This window comes from Pseudomonas sp. SWI36, assembly GCF_002948105.1.
In the GTDB taxonomy this organism is placed as follows: domain Bacteria; phylum Pseudomonadota; class Gammaproteobacteria; order Pseudomonadales; family Pseudomonadaceae; genus Aquipseudomonas; species Aquipseudomonas alloputida.
The window spans coordinates 2,651,124-2,669,017 of record NZ_CP026675.1 but is presented as its reverse complement, the minus strand read 5'-3'; the positions used below and the strand labels follow the sequence as shown (position 1 = coordinate 2,669,017).

General features: G+C 64.2%; 18 protein-coding genes and 1 other RNA gene. 9 read left to right on the top strand and 10 right to left on the bottom strand.

What is annotated here, in order from left to right; translation table 11 throughout:
- Positions 1 to 39 precede the first annotated feature (39 nt).
- From gcvT to C4Q27_RS12810, 8 genes are all read right to left on the bottom strand, one after another.
- Entirely contained in the window at positions 40 to 1,122 is a 1,083-nt protein-coding gene (gcvT, locus tag C4Q27_RS12845) for a glycine cleavage system aminomethyltransferase GcvT (RefSeq protein ID WP_020191592.1), read from the bottom strand.
- A gap of 127 nt (positions 1,123 to 1,249) precedes the next feature.
- Positions 1,250 to 2,872 carry an iron ABC transporter permease gene (locus C4Q27_RS12840; RefSeq protein WP_064491262.1) on the bottom strand — a complete coding sequence of 541 codons (1,623 nt, stop codon included), beginning with the start codon at positions 2,870 to 2,872 and terminating at the stop codon, positions 1,250 to 1,252.
- Positions 2,873 to 3,025: 153 nt separating this feature from the next.
- Positions 3,026 to 4,027 (bottom strand): extracellular solute-binding protein, encoded by a 1,002-nt coding sequence (locus tag C4Q27_RS12835; RefSeq protein WP_064491263.1) that lies wholly within the window; start codon positions 4,025 to 4,027, stop codon positions 3,026 to 3,028.
- Positions 4,028 to 4,142: 115 nt separating this feature from the next.
- The gene (locus C4Q27_RS12830; RefSeq protein ID WP_177410038.1) at positions 4,143 to 5,360 is read right to left on the bottom strand and encodes a 2-octaprenyl-3-methyl-6-methoxy-1,4-benzoquinol hydroxylase; all 1,218 of its coding nucleotides are present in this window, start codon (positions 5,358 to 5,360) and stop codon (positions 4,143 to 4,145) included.
- Between the two features lie 9 nt (positions 5,361 to 5,369).
- Complete coding sequence (locus C4Q27_RS12825) at positions 5,370 to 5,852, bottom strand: DUF4442 domain-containing protein (RefSeq protein WP_010955722.1); 483 nt, start codon at positions 5,850 to 5,852, stop codon at positions 5,370 to 5,372.
- Complete coding sequence (gene ubiH, locus C4Q27_RS12820; protein ID WP_014592796.1) at positions 5,849 to 7,048, bottom strand: 2-octaprenyl-6-methoxyphenyl hydroxylase; 1,200 nt, start codon at positions 7,046 to 7,048, stop codon at positions 5,849 to 5,851. Before ubiH ends, C4Q27_RS12825 begins: the two co-directional genes overlap by 4 nt.
- Positions 7,045 to 8,379 (bottom strand): Xaa-Pro aminopeptidase, encoded by a 1,335-nt coding sequence (gene pepP / locus C4Q27_RS12815; protein WP_003253692.1) that lies wholly within the window; start codon positions 8,377 to 8,379, stop codon positions 7,045 to 7,047. Before pepP ends, ubiH begins: the two co-directional genes overlap by 4 nt.
- Positions 8,380 to 8,400: 21 nt before the next feature.
- Positions 8,401 to 8,955, bottom strand: a complete 555-nt coding sequence (locus C4Q27_RS12810) for a YecA family protein (protein WP_010955725.1) — start codon at positions 8,953 to 8,955, stop codon at positions 8,401 to 8,403.
- A 181-nt stretch (positions 8,956 to 9,136) separates the two neighbouring features.
- Between C4Q27_RS12810 and C4Q27_RS12805 the strand changes: the two genes are divergently transcribed.
- From C4Q27_RS12805 to C4Q27_RS12790, 4 genes are all read left to right on the top strand, one after another.
- Complete coding sequence (locus tag C4Q27_RS12805; protein WP_029886233.1) at positions 9,137 to 9,319, top strand: TIGR02449 family protein; 183 nt, start codon at positions 9,137 to 9,139, stop codon at positions 9,317 to 9,319.
- Positions 9,316 to 9,636, top strand: a complete 321-nt coding sequence (locus C4Q27_RS12800; RefSeq protein ID WP_010955726.1) for a cell division protein ZapA — start codon at positions 9,316 to 9,318, stop codon at positions 9,634 to 9,636. Before C4Q27_RS12805 ends, C4Q27_RS12800 begins: the two co-directional genes overlap by 4 nt.
- A gap of 17 nt (positions 9,637 to 9,653) precedes the next feature.
- Positions 9,654 to 9,833, top strand: a non-coding RNA gene (gene ssrS / locus C4Q27_RS12795) — 6S RNA.
- Between the two features lie 125 nt (positions 9,834 to 9,958).
- The gene (locus C4Q27_RS12790; RefSeq protein WP_010955727.1) at positions 9,959 to 10,567 is read left to right on the top strand and encodes a 5-formyltetrahydrofolate cyclo-ligase; all 609 of its coding nucleotides are present in this window, start codon (positions 9,959 to 9,961) and stop codon (positions 10,565 to 10,567) included.
- 20 nt (positions 10,568 to 10,587) lie between these two features.
- Here C4Q27_RS12790 and C4Q27_RS29430 read toward each other — a convergent pair whose 3' ends face one another.
- Entirely contained in the window at positions 10,588 to 10,740 is a 153-nt protein-coding gene (locus C4Q27_RS29430; RefSeq protein ID WP_003253683.1) for a hypothetical protein, read from the bottom strand.
- Between the two features lie 178 nt (positions 10,741 to 10,918).
- On the opposite strand from C4Q27_RS29430, the gene C4Q27_RS12785 reads away from it, so the two are divergent.
- The 4 genes from C4Q27_RS12785 (at position 10,919) to C4Q27_RS12770 (ending at position 16,254) form a co-directional block, all read left to right on the top strand.
- Entirely contained in the window at positions 10,919 to 11,368 is a 450-nt protein-coding gene (locus C4Q27_RS12785; protein ID WP_010955729.1) for an EVE domain-containing protein, read from the top strand.
- A gap of 95 nt (positions 11,369 to 11,463) precedes the next feature.
- Positions 11,464 to 12,423: an HlyD family secretion protein gene (locus C4Q27_RS12780; protein WP_064491265.1), complete on the top strand. Its 960-nt coding sequence runs from the start codon at positions 11,464 to 11,466 to the stop codon at positions 12,421 to 12,423.
- Positions 12,420 to 15,140: a ribosome-associated ATPase/putative transporter RbbA gene (gene rbbA, locus C4Q27_RS12775; RefSeq protein WP_104886918.1), complete on the top strand. Its 2,721-nt coding sequence runs from the start codon at positions 12,420 to 12,422 to the stop codon at positions 15,138 to 15,140. The genes C4Q27_RS12780 and rbbA overlap by 4 nt, the downstream gene beginning before the upstream one ends.
- A 1-nt stretch (position 15,141) precedes the next feature.
- Entirely contained in the window at positions 15,142 to 16,254 is a 1,113-nt protein-coding gene (locus tag C4Q27_RS12770) for an ABC transporter permease (protein WP_064491267.1), read from the top strand.
- 55 nt (positions 16,255 to 16,309) lie between these two features.
- Here C4Q27_RS12770 and C4Q27_RS12765 read toward each other — a convergent pair whose 3' ends face one another.
- The gene (locus C4Q27_RS12765; protein WP_003253671.1) at positions 16,310 to 16,714 is read right to left on the bottom strand and encodes a flagellar basal body-associated protein FliL; all 405 of its coding nucleotides are present in this window, start codon (positions 16,712 to 16,714) and stop codon (positions 16,310 to 16,312) included.
- Between the two features lie 157 nt (positions 16,715 to 16,871).
- Between C4Q27_RS12765 and C4Q27_RS12760 the strand changes: the two genes are divergently transcribed.
- Positions 16,872 to 17,849: an NADPH:quinone oxidoreductase family protein gene (locus C4Q27_RS12760; RefSeq protein WP_012054058.1), complete on the top strand. Its 978-nt coding sequence runs from the start codon at positions 16,872 to 16,874 to the stop codon at positions 17,847 to 17,849.
- Positions 17,850 to 17,894 lie beyond the last annotated feature (45 nt).

Below are 17,894 nucleotides of genomic sequence, written 5' to 3'. Positions count from 1 at the left end.
TCGATTGGCTCAGCGGTACGCCCGCCGGTTATAAATTGTTCAGATCAGAATCTTGCCGTGGCGCACGAAGGTCGGTTTGACCACCCGCACCGGGTACCACTTGCCGCGAATTTCCACCTCGGCCCGATCACCGGTAGCCATAGGCACGCGCGCCAACGCAATGGACTTGCTCAGCGTAGGCGAGAAACTACCACTGGTGATCTCTCCTTCGCCAATGCCGGCTACACGCACGACCTGATGGGCGCGCAGTACACCGCGCTCTTCCAGCACCAGACCCACCAGCTTTTCCTGCACGCCGTGCTCGATTTCCGCAAGCAGGCCGACACGGCCGATGAAGTTGCGCTCGGCCGGTTCCCAGGCGATGCTCCAGCCCAGGTTGGAGGTGAGCGGGGTGTGGTTTTCGTCGATGTCCTGGCCGTACAGGTTCATGCCGGCCTCCAGACGCAGGGTATCGCGGGCGCCCAGGCCGCTTGGGGCGATACCGGCGCCGACCAGGTCGTTGAAGAAGGCCACCGCCTGATCGCCCGGGAAGATGATCTCCAGGCCGTCCTCACCGGTATAGCCGGTGCGGGCAATGAACCAGTCGCCGTCGGCAACGCCCTCGAACGGGCGCAGTTCGCGGATGAGTGCAGCGCGCGCGGGGCTGAGCAGGGCCGCGACCTTTTCGCGGGCACGCGGCCCCTGGATGGCAAGGATGGCCAGATCAGGGCGGACCTGGAAGTCCACGGAAAACCCGGCACGTTGCAATTGCAGCCAATCGAGCACCTTGGCACGGGTGGCGGCATTGGTGACCAGGCGATAGCCGGTTTCAGTGCGGTAGACAATCAGATCATCGATCACCCCGCCCTGTTCGTTCAGCAGCGGGCTATACAGCGCCTTGCCGGTGTCGTCGAGGCGGGCCACGTCGTTGGCCAGCAGGCGCTGCAGCCAAACAGTGGCATCAGTGCCGTCGACATCGATCACGGTCATATGAGAAACATCGAAGACGCCGCAATCGCTGCGCACCTGATGGTGCTCCTCGACCTGCGAGCCATAGTGCAGGGGCATGTCCCAGCCACCGAAATCGACCGTCTTGGCGCCTAGCGCCAGGTGCAGGTCATACAAAAGCGTGCGCTGTCCCATGGGTTTCTCCTTCCGGGCGTGGCGAAGCGGCGGCGGTCGATGACGTTGGGTCGTCAGCTTTTCTTGTTACTCACACCCGCCGCGCGAATGCCGCGCATTGTAGCCGCAAGGTCGCAAACTGACATCCTCAGTGACTGTGACCGGGTCGACGTGCCGAACGGCGAATCAGGCCGATGACCGGCAGCAGCCCCACCAATACCAAGGTCAGTGCCGGCAGCGAGGCGCGCGCCCACTCGCCTTCGCTGGTCATCTCGAACACCCGCACGGCGAGGGTGTCCCAGCCGAACGGCCGCATCAGCAAGGTGGCGGGCATTTCCTTGAGCACATCGACGAACACCAGCAGCGCGGCGCTAAGTGCCCCCGGCACCAGCAGCGGCAGATACACCTTGAAAAACAATCTTGCGCCGCCAACACCCAGGCTGCGCGAGGCTTCAGGGAGTGACGGGCGGATGCGCTCCAGGCTGCTCTCCAGCGGCCCGTAGGCCACCGCGATGAAGCGCACCAGGTAGGCCAGCAGCAACGCCGAGAGGCTGCCTAGCAGCAGCGGCTTGCCGGCGCCGCCCATCCAGCTGGACAGCGGGATGACCAGGTGGTTGTCGAGGTAACTGAAGGCCAGCATGATCGATACCGCCAACACCGAACCGGGCAGGGCATACCCCAGATTGGCCAGGCCAACCCCGGCGCGGATTCCGCCCGTCGGTGCCTGGCGCCGGGCGAAGGCCAGCAGCAGCGCCACGCATACCGTGACCAGCGCCGCCATGCTGCCCAGGTACAGGGTGTGCAGCACCAGGCCGACGTAACGCTCATCCAGGTCATGCCGACCGCGTTGCCAGAACCACACCAGCAACTGCGCCAGCGGGATGACGAAAGCGCAGGCAAACACCAGCAGGCACCAGCCACTGGCCAACAGCGCCTTGAGGCCGCGCAGGTGATACAGCGCCTGCGCGCGCGGCCGTTCGTTGCCGCTCCGGCTGGCACCGCGGGCGCGGCGCTCGCCGTACAGCACCAACATCACCGCCAGCAGCAGCAGGCTGGCCAACTGGGCCGCACTGGACAAGCTGAAAAAGCCGTACCAGGTCTTGTAGATGGCCGTGGTGAAGGTGTCGAAGTTGAATACGGCCACTGCACCGAAGTCGGCCAGGGTTTCCATCAGCGCCAGGGCGATACCGGCACCGATCGCCGGCCGAGCCATGGGTAAGGCCACCCGCCAGAACGCCTGCAGGGGCGATAACCCGAGTACCCGCGCCGCCTCCATCAGGCCCTTGCCCTGAGCCAGGAAAGCCGTGCGCGCCAACAAGTAGACATAGGGATAGAAGACCAGCACCAGGACGGTGATTACCCCACCGGTGGAACGCACCCGAGGCAGGCGCATTGGCCCGAACACCTCGCGCAGGGCGCCTTGCACCGGGCCGGAAAAGTCCAGCAGGCCGACGAAGACGAACGCCAGCACGTAGGCCGGGATGGCGAACGGTAACATCAGCGCCCAGTCCAGCCAGCGTCGACCAGGGAAGTCGCAGAGGCTGGTAAGCCAGGCCAGGCTGACGCCCAGCACGGTGACACCAATGCCCACGCCCACCACCAGGGTCAGGGTATTGCCGAGCAGGCGCCCCATCTGGGTGTCGAGCAGGTGGGACCAGATCTGCAGGTCGATGGATTGCCAGGACAACAGCAGCACGCTCAGGGGCAGCAGCACCAAGGCGGCGATCAGGGAGACCGGGAGGTACCAGCGGCGTTGGGGGGTGTGGGGCAAATTGAATGTCTCTGTGGCTGATTTGCGACCGCTTTGCGGTCGTTCGCGGGTAAACCCGCTCCTACGGGGACCGCGCAAGGCAGTGCCGATCCTGAGGAGCGGGTTTACCCGCGAAAGGGCCCTAACGGGCCCAAAGAGGATAAAGCCTGGCGCTTAGTTGTAGCCAGCCCGATCCATCAGGCGAATGGCTTCAGCCTGGCGCTTGCCGGCAATTTCCACCGGAATGCTGTCAGCCTTGAAGCTACCCCACGCCGCCACTTCCTCCGATGGTTTCACCTTCGGGTTGGCCGGGAACTCCTGGTTGATATCAGCAAACAGCTTTTGCGCTTCTTCGCCGGTCATCCATTCCACCAGTTTCTTCGCGGCTTCCGGGTGTGGCGCATGCTTGGTCAGGCCGATGCCCGAGAGGTTCACGTGCACGCCACGGTCACCCTGGTTGGGCCAGAAGATCTTCACCGGCAGGTTCGGGTTCTGCTTGTGCAGACGGCCGTAGTAGTAGGTGTTGACCACGCCCACATCACATTGCCCGGCCTCGATGGCCTGGATCACCGCGTTGTCGTCGGAGAACACATCGGTGGACAGGTTGTTGACCCACCCTTTGACGATTTGCTCGGTCTTGGCCTCACCGTGGGTTTCGATCAGGGTGGCGGTCAGCGACTGGTTGTACACCTTCTTGGCCGTGCGCAGGCACAGACGGCCTTCCCACTGTTTGTCAGCCAGGGCTTCGTAGGTGCTCAACTCCTCGGGTTTGACCCGCTCGGTGGAGTAGATGATGGTGCGCGCGCGCAGGCTCAGGCCGGTCCAGTCATGGGACGAGGCGCGGAACTGCGCCGGGATGTTCTGGTCGATGACGTCGGACTCGATCGGCTGCAGAATGCCCATCTGCTCGGCCTGCCACAGGTTGCCTGCATCGACGGTCAGCAGGAGGTCGGCCACGCCGTTGTCGCCCTCGGCCTTGATGCGCTGCATCAGCGGGGCTTCCTTGTCGGTGATGAACTTGATCTTGACCCCGGTCTTGGCGGTATAGGCATCGAACACCGGCTTGATCAGCTCGTCGATGCGCGAGGAGTACACCACCACTTCGTCCGCTGCCTGGGCAGTGCCGCCGAACAGGGTCAGGGCCAAGGCGGCCAGTAGGGGCTTGCGTGGCAACATTTGAAGCACTCCTCGATCGTATGAGAGGTGCGAATGGTAGTGAATCCCATTTTCTGGCTCACCTACCTAGGCGTTACCGGATGTTGCAAAGGACTGCTACGCAGCCCCGCCACTCTCAAGCCTTGGCCAGATCCGGCAGGTCACCACTCAAACCCAACGCCTGGCGCACAAACAGCGCCTTGGCCTCCGGCATCTGCTCCACCAGCTTCAACCCGCTGTTGCGCAACCAGCGCAACGGCAGCGGATCGGCCTGGAACAACCTCTCGAACCCCTCCATCGCCGCCATCAACGCCAGGTTGTGTGGCATGCGCCGGCGCTCGTAACGGCTCAGCACCTTCACATCGGCCAGTCTCTCGCCGCGCTCGCAAGCATTGACCAGCACCTCAGCCAGCACCGCCGCGTCGAGGAAGCCGAGGTTCACACCCTGCCCGGCCAGCGGGTGAATGGTGTGTGCAGCATCACCGATCAAGGCCAGGCCTTCATCCACGTAGCGCTTGGCGTGACGCTGGCGCAGCGGCACGCACACCCGTGGGTCGGCCTGAAGCACCTCGCCCAGACGCCCTTCGAAGGCCCGCTCCAGGGCCTGCAGGAAGGCCACTTCATCCATCGCCATCAGCTGCTCGGCATGCTCCGGGGTGGTCGACCAGACGATCGAGCACCAGTCCTGCTGGCCATCGCGGGTCAACGGCAGGAATGCCAGTGGACCTTCGTCAGTGAAGCGCTGCCAGGCCGTGGCCTGGTGCCCGGCGCTGCAACGCACGCTGGTGACAATGGCATGGTGCAGGTAATCCCACTCGCGGGTTTCGCAGCCGGCCAGACGCCGCACCGCCGAATTGGCACCGTCGGCAGCGATCACCAACGGTGCCCGCAGTTGCCGGCCATCCGCCAGGGTCAGCAGCCACTCATCGCCGGAGCGACGCAATTGCTCCAGCCGCGCATTGGCCAGCAGGCCGATGTCGCTGTCGTGCAGGCGCTCCAGCAGGCCGTCCTGCACCACCCGGTTCTCGACGATATGGCCGAGCACCTGGGCATGCACACTGGCCGCCGAGAAGTGAATCTGCCCGGTGCCGCTGCCATCCCACACATGCATGTCGGAATACGGCGTGGCGCGCCGCTGGGCAATGCCATCCCAGGCGCCAAGGCGCTCGAGGATGCGCTGGCTGGCCGCCGATAGCGCGCTGACACGCGGCTCGAACGGGGCCTGGGCATCGAAGGGTACGACCGTCAGCGGGCCACCATCGAGCAACAAAATTTGCAGGCCACTGTGGCGCAACGCCAAGGCCAGGGCGCTGCCCACCATACCGGCACCGACAATCAACAGATCTGCGCGCATTTCCATGCCTTACGCCTGCCTCGCTTGCGGCTTGAGCCGCACGTATAGGGTTTTATCGACCCGCGCCACCAACTCGCCGGCGCCATCGCGGATATCGACCTGCAAACGCGGCAGGCATTTCTTGCCGGTGGCGGCCTGCTGGCGGATTTCGTCCAGCAGCGCATCATCGACGTGGAATTCGGCATAAACCGGGCCTTTGCCCGGCGAGATGAAATCGATGCTGGCGGCCTTGTCCCAGACGATGTAGTCACGCCCCAGTTGCTCGATCAACAGCAGCATGTAGAACGGATCGACCATGGCATACAGGCTGCCACCGAACTGGGTGCCGACGTAATTGCGGTTCCAGCGAGTCAGTTTCATCGCCACCTTGACGCTACGCAGGTCCGGGCTGATGTGCTGCACACGGATACCGGCACCCAGGTATGGTGGGTAGAGGTTCAGCATCCAGCGCAGCATGCGCGCCCGGCGCGCCAGTTTACGCGGGTTGCTCATGCCTGGCCCCGCGGATCAGGGCGGGTGCCCAGGCCCATCGCCTGGCGGGCGAACCAGCTTTTTGCCGGTGGCAACAGGTCGAGCCCGAGCAGGCCAAGGTTGCGCCCGGCCGTCAGCAACGGCTGATTGCTGCCGAACAGGCGGGTGACCTGGTCGGAGAAGCCGATGGTCATCGCCTGGTCCAGGCGCTGGCGCTGGTGATAGGCCTGCAACGTGGTCAGGTCGCCAGGCTGCTGTGGGCCCGCCAGCAGCGCTTCGGCCAGGGCCTGCACGTCACGCAACGACAGATTGAAACCCTGGCCCGCGATGGGGTGCAGGCTGTGTGCTGCGTTGCCCAGTACCACCAGGTGCGGCCGCACCTGCTCCTGGGCCTCGATCAAGGACAGCGGGTAGAGGTGCCGTGCGCCCACCTGCCGCAGCGCGCCCAGGCGGTACCCGAACACACCCTGCAGTTCGCGCAGGAAGCTGCGCTCGTCGATGTCGGCCAGGCGCCGCGCATCCATGCCCTGGCGGGTCCACACCAGTGCGCAGCGGTTTTCCGGCAACGGCAGCAAGGCCATGGGGCCCTCTTCGGTGAAGCGCTCGAAAGCCTGGCCGCCGTGGGCCTCACCCGGGGTAATGTTGGCGATCAACGCGCTCTGCTGGTAAGGCGTGTGGCGCACATGGATGCCCAACTGCTCGCGCAGGCCAGAGCGGCCACCATCGGCCAGTACCGCCAGGTCACATTCCAGCTGGGTGTCGTCGTTCAGCCGCAGGCGGTAACCGCGTTCGATGGCCTGCATCGAGGTCACTTCGGCCGGGCAGCGCCAGCTCACCACCTCGCTGTCCAGCCCTTGCCACAGGCACTGGCCGAGCCAGGCGTTTTCCACCACATAACCCAGCGCCGGTACGCCCTCTTCCAGGGCATCCAGGCGGGTCGCGCCAAAGCGACCACGGTCGGATACGTGAATCTGGCGAATAGGCTCGGCGCGGCGGCCGATGGCCTGCCACAGGCCCAGTTGCTGATAAATCTGCTGGGTACCGAATGACAACGCCGACGAGCGCGCATCGTAGCTGGGCTGGTAGCTGTCGCCGGGGGCGAACGGCTCGATCAGCAGGATCTTCCAGCCGCGCGCCTTGGCGCCGGCCTGCAGGGCCAACGCCAGGCTTGCGCCAACCAGGCCACCGCCGATGATCGCCAGGTTTACCCGGCTCATGCCACGGCCTTGCGGGCAGCCTGCATCAGCGCCTCGATCTCGGCGACCGTACGCGGCACGCCCGAAGTCAGGATTTCACAACCTTGCCTGGTCACTACCACGTCGTCCTCGATCCTTACCCCAATGCCGCGCCACTTTTTGGCCACGGCCTGATTGTCGGCGCCAATGTAGATACCCGGCTCCACGGTCAGCGCCATGCCGGGTTCCAGTACCCGCCACTCGCCGCCCACCTTGTACTCGCCCACGTCGTGCACATCCATGCCCAGCCAGTGCCCGGCGCGGTGCATGTAGAAGGCGCGATAGGCTTCGCTGTCGATCAGCGCCTGCACATCACCTTCGAGCAAGCCCAGCTCCACCAGGCCCGCGGTGATGACCCGCACGGTCGCTTCATGGGCGTGGTTCCAGTGCTTGCCGGGGGCTATTTCGGCAAACGCCGCCGCCTGAGCCTTGAGCACCAGCTCGTAGATGGCCTTCTGCTCGGGCGAAAACCGCCCACTGACCGGGAAGGTGCGGGTGATGTCGCTGGCATAGCAGTCGATTTCGCAGCCGGCGTCGATCAGCACCAGGTCGCCATCCTTAAGCGGCGCGTCGTTCTGTTGATAGTGCAGGATGCAGCCATTGCGCCCGGCCGCAACGATCGAGCCGTAGGCCGGCATCTTCGCCCCGCCCTTGCGGAATTCGTAGTCCAGCTCGGCTTCCAGGCTGTACTCGTGCAGCCCGGCGCGGCAGGCCTGCATGGCCCGCACATGGGCCCGCGCAGAAATGTCCGCGGCAGCACGCATCACCTTCACTTCCGCCGCCGATTTATACAGGCGCATATCGTGCAGCAGATGATCCAGCGCAACGAACTCGTTCGGTGGCTGGGCGCCCAGGCGTGCCTTGGAGCGGATCACATTGATCCAGTCCATCAGCCGGCGGTCGAACTCCGGGTTGCTGCCCATGGCGCTGTAGACCCGCTCGCGGCCTTCGATCAGGCCTGGCAGGATCTCGTCGATATCCGTGATGGGGAAGGCATCGTCGGCGCCGAAATCACGCACCGCCCCTTCCTGGCCGGCCCGCAGGCCGTCCCACAGCTCGCGCTCAGGATTGCGTTCACGGCAGAACAGCACGTACTCGCCATGCTCGCGCCCTGGAATCAAAGCAATCACCGCCTCGGGCTCCGGGAAGCCGCTGAGGTACTGGAAATCGCTGTCCTGGCGGTACACGTGCTCGACGTCGCGGTTGCGGATGGCAACCGCAGCGGCGGGCAGAATGGCGATGCTGTTGGGGACCATCTGCGCCATCAGCGCCTTGCGCCGACGGGCATACTCGGCCTTGGGAATGTGGCTCATGGGCAGACTACCCTTGGTTGATCAGTGCAGCGAGGGCTTGGGCGCGGGTGCGGCCGGCTTGGCCAGTTCGGAGAACAGCAGCAGGGGCGCCACGCGCAGGTATTCCATGACTTCCATGTAGTCGCTCTCACCGTCCTCGGACTCTTCGAGCGCTTCCTGGACCTGCGAAATGGCCACCAGGTCCTGCAGCACTTCCTTGGCCTCGTCGGACAAGTCCTTACCGCCAGCGTTCAGGCCGAAACCGGTCACGAAGCCTTGGCACCACTGGCCCAGCGCGGTGGCGCGGTCGCTCAGTGCAGCATCATCGGTAGGCAGCAGCAGGACGATCGCCATGTCGTCGCTGGTTAGCTCGCCCTTGACCATTTCCTGCAAGCCGACCAAGGCATTGCGGACACTGTCACCAGGCTCGATTTCCAGCAGTTGGGCGGCATCGGCCAGCCAGGCATCGGCATCGAAGCCGGCGCCGGCGCAGCTGCGGCCAATCAGCAGGCCGTGCAGTTCGGCCGGGGTGACAGGATGGCCATTGCTCGAGAGCAGCATGGCGAAAGCGTTGTAGGGCGATTGAGTATTGGGCATGGGCAGCTAGGCGCCAGACGGCGCAATGTCTAGAATGAAGACCTTGTATCCTAGCACCGGCAGGCGCGCCAAGACCATCGGCACTGGCCGTTGCCGCCCAGGGAGAGGCATCATCGCCAGGTGAGTCAACGACGGAGCGAATCGAGTGCAACCCACGCAAGAGAACGACCTGCAGGCACTGATGAGCCGATTCGAGTTGCTGATCGAACGCGTCGAGCAACTAAAACGGCAAAATGCACTCCTAGTAGCTCAGGAAAAATCCTGGCGCGAAGAGCGCGCCCACCTCATCGAAAAGAACGAGATCGCCAAGCGCAAAGTCGAGTCGATGATTTTACGCCTCAAGGCTCTGGAGCAAGACTCATGAGTTCAAGCAATAGCGTCACCGTGCAGATCCTCGACAAGGAATACTCGATCATCTGCCCGCCCGAAGAGCGCAACAACCTGGTCAGCGCTGCGCGCTACCTGGACGGCAAGATGCGCGAGATTCGCAGCAGCGGCAAGGTGATCGGTGCCGACCGCATCGCGGTCATGGCAGCGTTGAACATTACCCACGAAATGCTGCACCGCCAGGAAGACCGCAACGATGCGCCGGTCACCGGCACGAACCGCGAACAGGTGCGCGACCTGCTGGATCGGGTAGATAAGGCTTTGTCCGACGACACGGATACCAAAATCGGCTGAGATTGGTATACTGGCGCCACTCCCTGGGGGATGCGCCAGTCGGTTATGTCCCTGAGCCGATACGCACAACCACGGGGGTTGCACGCTGGGGCCGGTGTGCATGTCCGCCCGACGGAAAGCCTTAACGCCCCCTGCAATCTCCACCTTGAACTTTCGGGTTCAAGGGCTACACCGATAGCGGTCTTATCGGGGAGCCTGAATTTTCTTGCCCGCCCCCCCGGCGGGCAATTCGTTTTGGCCGACTTTATTCAAGCTTTGTACGACGATTCACCGCGCAGGCACTGTTCGTACTAAAGCCAGCACATCTGGGATCGCCCGTGCCATGACCGAAAACGTGCCGCTCACCCGCCCCCAGCTACGTCGCCTGCTTCGCAATGCCCGCCGCGCCCTTACCCCTGCCCAGCAACGCCAGGCCACCCTCGGCCTGTACCGCCAGCTGGCGCAACACCCCTTGTTCCGCCGCGCCCGCCACATTGCCCTGTACCTGCCCAACGACGGTGAAATCGACCCTCGCCTGCTGATGCGCGAAGCCCAGCGTCGCGGCAAGTGCATCTACCTGCCGGTGCTGCATGCCTGGCCGCGCACGCGCATGGTGTTCCAGCGTTTTGAGCAGGGTGAGAAGCTCAAGCCCAACCGCTTCCGTATTCCAGAGCCGATTATCGATCGCAAACGCCAGCGGCCGATCTGGGCGCTGGATCTGATTCTGCTACCGCTGGTCGGGTTTGACGAAGTGGGCGGCCGCCTGGGTATGGGCGGTGGCTTCTATGATCGCAGCCTGGCCTACCAGGCGCGTCGGCAAACCTGGAAAAAACCCTTGCTGCTGGGGCTGGCGCATGAATGCCAGAAGGTCGAGCGGCTGGCGCAGGCCAGTTGGGATGTTCCGCTGCAGGGCACGGTCTCGGACCGTGGCTGGTACCTGGCGCCACGTTGAGCGGCGCCAGCGGGGGGGTATCAACGTTGTGGCTGGCTGGCGTCGACCGGCATCTGATAGGCGTTGTCCAGCTTGCGCTCCCAGAAGCCTTGCGCATAACCGGTAGTGACCACACCCAGGCCAAAAATGAACACCAGGATCCACAGCAGATCCGGCTTTTTACGTTGATTCATCGAAGATTGCCCCCCAGGCAAACTGTTCAGTACTCGGCGATATTCTGGGTACCGCCGGCGCACGCGCTTTAAACGGGGCGCATTTTCCGACAACATGCGTCCGCACGCAAACCTTGACGCCAACCGGCTGTCGGTTTCGTGCAACAGGTTATTTCAAACCTTTTCAGGAGCAGCATTCATGGCTTACTGGCTGATGAAATCCGAGCCCGACGAGCTCTCCATCGAAGCCCTCGCACGCTTGGGTGAAGCGCGCTGGGACGGCGTGCGCAACTATCAGGCACGTAATTTTCTGCGGGCCATGAGCGTGGGTGACGAATTCTTCTTCTACCACTCCAGCTGCCCGCAACCCGGCATCGCCGGCATTGCCAGAATCACCCGCGCGGCCTACCCCGACCCGACCGCGCTGGACCCGGAAAGCCATTATCACGATGCCAAGGCCACGACCGACAAGAACCCGTGGAGCGCGGTGGATGTGGCCCACGTACAAACCTTCCCAAGGGTGCTGGAACTGGGGCGGCTGAAACAGCAGGCCGGTCTGGTCGAGTTGCCGCTGGTGCAAAAAGGCAGCCGCCTGTCGGTCATGCCGGTAACGCCCGAGCAATGGGCGGTGATTGTCGCGTTGCGCTGAATGGGCAGCTAAGGTCAAGGGCTTGACCGATATCAACACGCCACACATGGCCGCCAGGCATGATGTACCGTGCATGACCGCAAGGATGCAGAACGATGAACCGATATGCCCCTAGAATCTTCGCCACTGCACTGATCGCACTGCTCGCTGCAGCCGGCGGGCTGGGGTACTGGAAGTCGCTTCACGACCAGTTGCCCGAAGGCCTGAGCATGGGCAACGGCCGCCTTGAAGCCACCGAAGTGCAGATCGCCAGCAAGATTCCCGGTCGCCTGGCCGAAGTACTGGTCGATGAAGGCGACAACGTGACCCGTGGCCAGCTACTGGCACGCATCGACACACGCACCATGGAAGCCCAGCGCAGCCAGGCCGAAGCCGAAGTGCTGCGCGCCCGGGAAAACTACGCCGCCGCACAGGCCAGCGTGCAACTGCGCCAGAGTGAACTGCTGTTGGCCAGCCAGGAGCTCAAGCGCGTACGCGAAATCTTCCAGCGCAAGTTCGCCAGCCAGCAGTTGCTCGACCAACAGCAGGCGCGCTTTGACACGGCCAACGCAGCAGTAGTCGCTGCCCGCGCCCAACTGGCAGCGATCAAGGCCGCCATTGGCGCCGCCGAAGCCCAAGTGGCGCAGCTCACCAGTGAAATCGACGACAGCAGCTTGCGTGCGCCCATCAGCGGCATCATCCAGCTGCGCCTGGCCGAACCCGGTGAAGTGCTGGGTGCCGGCGGCCGTGTGCTGATGCTGATCGACCCCAGCGACCAGTACATGAACCTGTACCTGCCGGCGTCCACCAGCGGCCGGCTGACCGTAGGCGACCAGGCGCGCATCGTGCTCGACGCCCTGCCCGAGCGCGCGCTGCCGGCCAAGGTGGCCTTTGTCGCAGCCAAGGCCCAGTTCACCCCCAAACAGGTGGAAACCCGCGACGAACGGCAAAAGCTGGTGTTCCGGGTCAAACTGCGCCTGAGCGACCCGGGCGCCGTGCCGCAAGCCAAACCAGGCATGCCAGGCGCCGGCTATGTACGAACGGCTGAGGTGGACTGGCCGGCCAACCTGCAATGAACGCCCCGGCACTGCTGGCCGAAGGCATCAGCCACCGTTACGGCGACCTGATAGCTCTCCACCCACTAGGCTTCAGCCTCCCTGTGGGTACCCGCTGCGCGCTGATCGGCCCTGACGGGGCTGGCAAATCGACCCTGCTGGGGCTGATCGCCGGCGTGAAACGCCTACAGCAGGGAGAGCTGCAGGTGCTAGGCGGCTCGATCCGCCAACGCCGCCATCGCACGGCGCTCTACCCCAAAGTGGCGTTCATGCCGCAGGGGCTGGGCAACAACCTGTACCCGGAACTATCGATCAGCGAGAACATTCGTTTTTTCGCCACCCTGTTCGGGCTGGGGCGCCGCGAGAGTGAGCAGCGCATGGCCAATCTGTTGCAGGCCACCGACCTGCAGCGCTTTGCCCAGCGCCCGGCCGGCAAGCTGTCGGGTGGCATGAAGCAGAAGCTGGGCCTTTGCTGCGCGCTGATCCACGAGCCAGACCTGCTTATCCTGGACGAGCCGACCACGGGCGTCGACCCACTGTCGCGGCGGCGCTTCTGGGAGCTGGTTGAACAGGTTCGCGCACAACGCCCGCAACTGACCCTGCTGGTGGCTACTGCCTACATGGAAGAAGCCGAACAGTTCGAGCATTGTCTGATGCTCGATGGCGGCCGGCTGCTGGCCGCCGGCCCTAGCCACGAACTGGCTGCAGTCACCCCGAGCGGCAAGCTGGATGACGCCTTTACCCATTACCAGGGCGCGGGCAAGGCGCAGCATCAACCACTGGCAATCCCGCCGCGCCAAGCCACGGACGGCCCGGTCGCCATCGAGGCACACGACCTGACCCTGCGCTTTGGCGACTTCACAGCGGTGAACAAGGTCAGTTTCGCCATTGGCCGCGGGGAGATCTTCGGCTTCCTGGGTTCCAACGGTTGCGGCAAGACCACCACCATGAAAGTGCTTACCGGCCTGATGCCGGCCAGCGAGGGCAGCGCCAGCCTGCTGGGTCGCCCGGTGGACGCAAGCGACCTGGCCACACGCAAGCGGGTCGGCTTCATGTCGCAGAGTTTCTCTCTGTATGGCGAGCTCAGCACCCGGCAGAACCTGGCCCTGCATGCCCGCCTTTTCGACTTGCCCAAAACCGAGAGCGCCCAGCGCATCGATGAGCTGATCGAGCGCTTCGACCTCGCCGCTATCGCCGACCAACCGTCTGGCGCCCTGCCCCTTGGTTTGCGCCAGCGCCTGTCGCTGGCAGTGGCGGTTCTGCATCGCCCGGAAGTCTTGATCCTCGACGAACCGACCTCCGGCGTCGACCCCGCCGCCCGCGACGACTTCTGGCGCCTGCTGGTAGAGCTGTCCCGCGAGCAGGGCGTGACCATTTTCCTCTCCACCCACTTCATGAACGAAGCCCAGCGCTGCGATCGTATTTCGCTGATGCACGCCGGGCGGGTGCTGGCCTGCGACACGCCCGATGCCCTGCAGCACAAGTACCAGGGCAACACGCTGGAGGACGCGTTCGTCCGCTGCCTGGAACAGGCCCAGGAACTGGCGCCAGCCGCCACCGACAGCAGCGTGCTGGAACAGGCGTCCACCCCCACCCTACCGCTACGCCAGGGCTTCAGCCTGCGCCGCCTGCTGGCAGTGGCCGGCCGTGAGGGCAAGGAGCTGCTGCGCGACAAGGTGCGCCTGGCCTTCGCCTTACTGGGTGCAGTGTTCATGATGGTGATCTTCGGCTACGGCATTTCACTGGATGTGGAGAACCTCGCCTTTGCCGTGCACGATCAGGACCAGAGCCCGCAAAGTCGCGCCTACCTCGAGGCCTTCCGTGGTTCACGCTACTTCGCCGAACAGGCACCGATCCGCGACAGCAGCGAGCTGCACCAGCGCCTGCAACGCTCGGAAATCAAACTGGCACTGGAGATTCCGCCCGGCTTTGGCCGCGACCTGTACGCAGGGCGCCAGCCGGTGGTGGCTGCCTGGCTCGACGGTGGCATGCCGTTCCGCGCAGAAACCAGCCGCAACTACGTGGAAGCCGTGCACCAGGCCAACCTGGAGCAACTGGCAAAGGCCAGCCCACAACCGCAGCCGCGCCAGGACCCGGTGCGCCTGGAAACGCGTTTCCGCTACAACCAGGATGTGGTCAGCGTGAACGCCATCGGCCCGGGCGTGATGGCACTGATACTGGCCTTCATTCCGGCCATGCTCACGGCACTGGGCATCGTGCGCGAGAAGGAGCTCGGCTCCATCACCAACTTCTACGCCACCCCCCTCACCCGCCTGGAATTCCTGCTTGGCAAGCAGATGCCCTACCTGGCTGTGAGCCTGGTCAACCTGGCGCTGCTGGTGGCGATGAACCGCTGGCTGTTCGCCGTACCGCTCAAGGGCAGCGTACTGGCTTTGGCATGTGGCGGCGTGGCCTACCTGTTGGCAACCACCAGCCTTGGCCTGCTGATTTCGGCATTCACCCGCACCCAGATCGCCGCCATTCTCGGCACCATGATCATTACCAGCCTGCCGACCATCCAGTTTTCCGGGCTGATCGTGCCACGCTCGTCGTTGGACGGCGCGGCAGCGGTGATGGGCCAGTTGTTCCCGGCGGGATACTTCCTCGACATCGCAGTCGGCACCTTCACCAAGGCCTTGGGCCTGCGCGAGTTGTGGCCGCAGTGCCTGATCCTGCTGAGCTTCTTTGCCGCATTCACCGGCCTGAGCCTGGCAATGCTGAAAAAGCAGGAGGCCTGACATGTCGCGCCTGAACCACACCCTGCGCCTGGGCCTGAAAGAACTGACCAGCCTGCGTCATGACAGCGTCCTGCTGCTGTTCCTGCTATATGCCTTCAGCGTGGCGATCTACATGCCGGCAGCCGGCTCGGTGATCGGCGTACACAACGCCAGCGTGGCGGTGGTGGATGAAGACCATAGCCTGCTCTCGCGCAAGCTCAGCGAAGCCCTGCAACCGCCCGAGTTCCAGCCAGCCGTGCCGCTGCCTCCGCAGCGCCTGGACCAGGCCATGGACAGCGGCCAGTACACCTTCGTCATCAACGTGCCGGTGAACTTCCAGAGCGACCTGCTGGCCGGGCGCTCGCCGGAACTACAGATCAATGTCGATGCTACGGCCATGAGCCAAGCGTTCATGGGCGCCGGCTACATCGGCCGGATCTTCGAGCGTGAGCTGCTCGACTACAGCCAGCGTGGTAACGAGCAAAGCCCGGTGCTGATCAACCCCAAGGCGCTGTTCAACCCCAACCTGGAGGGGGGCTGGTTTCTGGCCGTGATCCAGATCGTCAACAACATCACCATCCTGGCGATCATCCTCACTGGCACCGCGCTGCTGCGCGAGCGTGAGCATGGCACCCTCGACCACCTGCTGGTGCTGCCGCTGACCGCGCTGGAGATCATGCTGGCCAAGATCGGCAGCAACGCGCTGGTGGTGGTGATCTGCACCTGGATTTCGTTGGTGGTAGTCGTCAAAGGTGCACTGGGCGTGCCGCTGTCTGGCTCGATGGGGCTGTTTTTGGCCGTGACCGCGCTGTACCTGTTCGCCAGTACATCGCTGGGCATTTTCCTCGCCACCCTGGCGCGCTCGACGCCGCAGTTCGGCCTGCTGGCGATCCCGGTGATCATCCCGATGCTGTTGCTGTCCGGCGGCAGCACACCACTGGACAGCATGCCGCAGTGGCTGCAGTGGGTGATGCAAGGGTCACCCTCAACGCACTTTGTCAGCCTGAGTGCCGCAATCCTGTTCAGGGATGCCGGGTGGGCGGTGGTATGGCCGGATATCCTGGCGCTGACGCTGATCGGCCTGGTGTTCTTCAGCGTGGCCCTCGCGCGGTTCCGCCGTACCCTGGCGTCCTGAGCAAGGACGAGGGCCTGCGCAATCCCCACGGGGCCGGACTGGCAACTATCAGCGGTTATTGCACAATCAGGTTGTTGAACAGCAAGTCTTCAACGATCGGCTTGCCCTCTTCCGCCTCCAGCACCTGCTGCACCTGTTTCAGCGCCTCTTGGCGAAGATGCTCCTTGGCCTCGACGTTGCTCATGCTGTCCACCGTCTGCTGGGTGAACAGTGCCACCAGCTGGTTACGGATCAGCGGTTCGTGGTGCTTCACCGTCTTGGCCGCTTCGTCGCCCGTCACGCGCAGGGCCACGTCAGCCTTGTACACGCGCAGCCGCGGGCTGCCGTCGAGCGCATAGTTGCCAACGAAGGGCGGGCTCAGACTGATGTAGGCGACCTTGGGCACCCCTTCCTTGGCTTCCTCGGCCATGGCCGCAGCCGGCAGCAGCAGCGCCAGCACCATCAAGATCCACGCTTTCACGAATTCGCTCCTCAATACAGTTGGCGCCAGCTTACCCAGCACACCGCTCAAACCCAAGCCCGGGCTTATGCCGGCCCATCAGGGCGGGCCATGCTCGTTGACCTGCCAAGCGGCCCTCCTACACTTATCGGCCACTACCCGCAAAGGAATAGCCCCGATGAAAGCTGTGTTGTGCAAAACCCTGGGTCCGGCGCGCAACCTGGTGCTGGAAGAGGTGGCCAGCCCACTGCCGAAGAAGAACGAGATCCTGCTGGACGTGCAAGCTGCCGGGGTCAACTTCCCCGACACCTTGATCATCGAAGGCAAGTACCAGTTCCAGCCACCGCTGCCGTTCTCTCCAGGTGGCGAGGCAGCGGGCGTGGTGGCCGCCGTCGGCGAAAAGGCCGGCGCGTTCAAGGTAGGCGACCGGGTCATGGCGCTCACCGGCTGGGGTGCGTTCGCCGAGCAAGTGGCGGTGCCGTTCTATAACGTTCTGCCGATCCCGGCGAGCATGGACTTCACCACCGCAGCGGCCTTCGGCATGACCTACGGTACCTCGATGCACGCCCTGCGCCAGCGTGGCCAGTTGCAAGCCGGCGAGACCCTGCTGGTACTGGGCGCTTCCGGCGGGGTGGGCCTGGCGGCGGTGGAGATCGGCAAGGCCATGGGCGCGCGGGTGATCGCAGCGGCCAGCAGTGCCGAGAAACTGGCCGTGGCCAAGGCTGCCGGGGCGGATGAGCTGATCGACTACAGCCAGGCCAACCTGCGCGAAGAAATCAAACGCCTGACCGGCGGCCAGGGCGTGGACGTGATCTATGACCCGGTCGGTGGCGAGCTGTTCGAACAAGCGGTGCGCGGGTTGGCCTGGAATGGCAGGCTGCTGGTGGTGGGTTTTGCCAGTGGCAGCATTCCACAGCTGGCGGCCAACCTGGTGCTGCTCAAGGGCGCGGCGGTACTGGGCGTGTTCTGGGGGGCATTTGCCCAGCGCCAGCCGGAGGACAACGCGGCCAACTTCCACCAGCTGTTTGCCTGGCATGCCGAGGGCAAGTTGAAGCCGCTGGTGTCGCAGACTTATCCACTGGCAGAAGCCGGGGCTGCTATCGAGAAGCTGGGGCAACGGCAGGCTGTGGGTAAGTTGGTGGTGCTGGCCAGGTAAGGCAGTACCGGCCTCTGCGCGGTCGCCTGTAGGAGCGGGTTTACC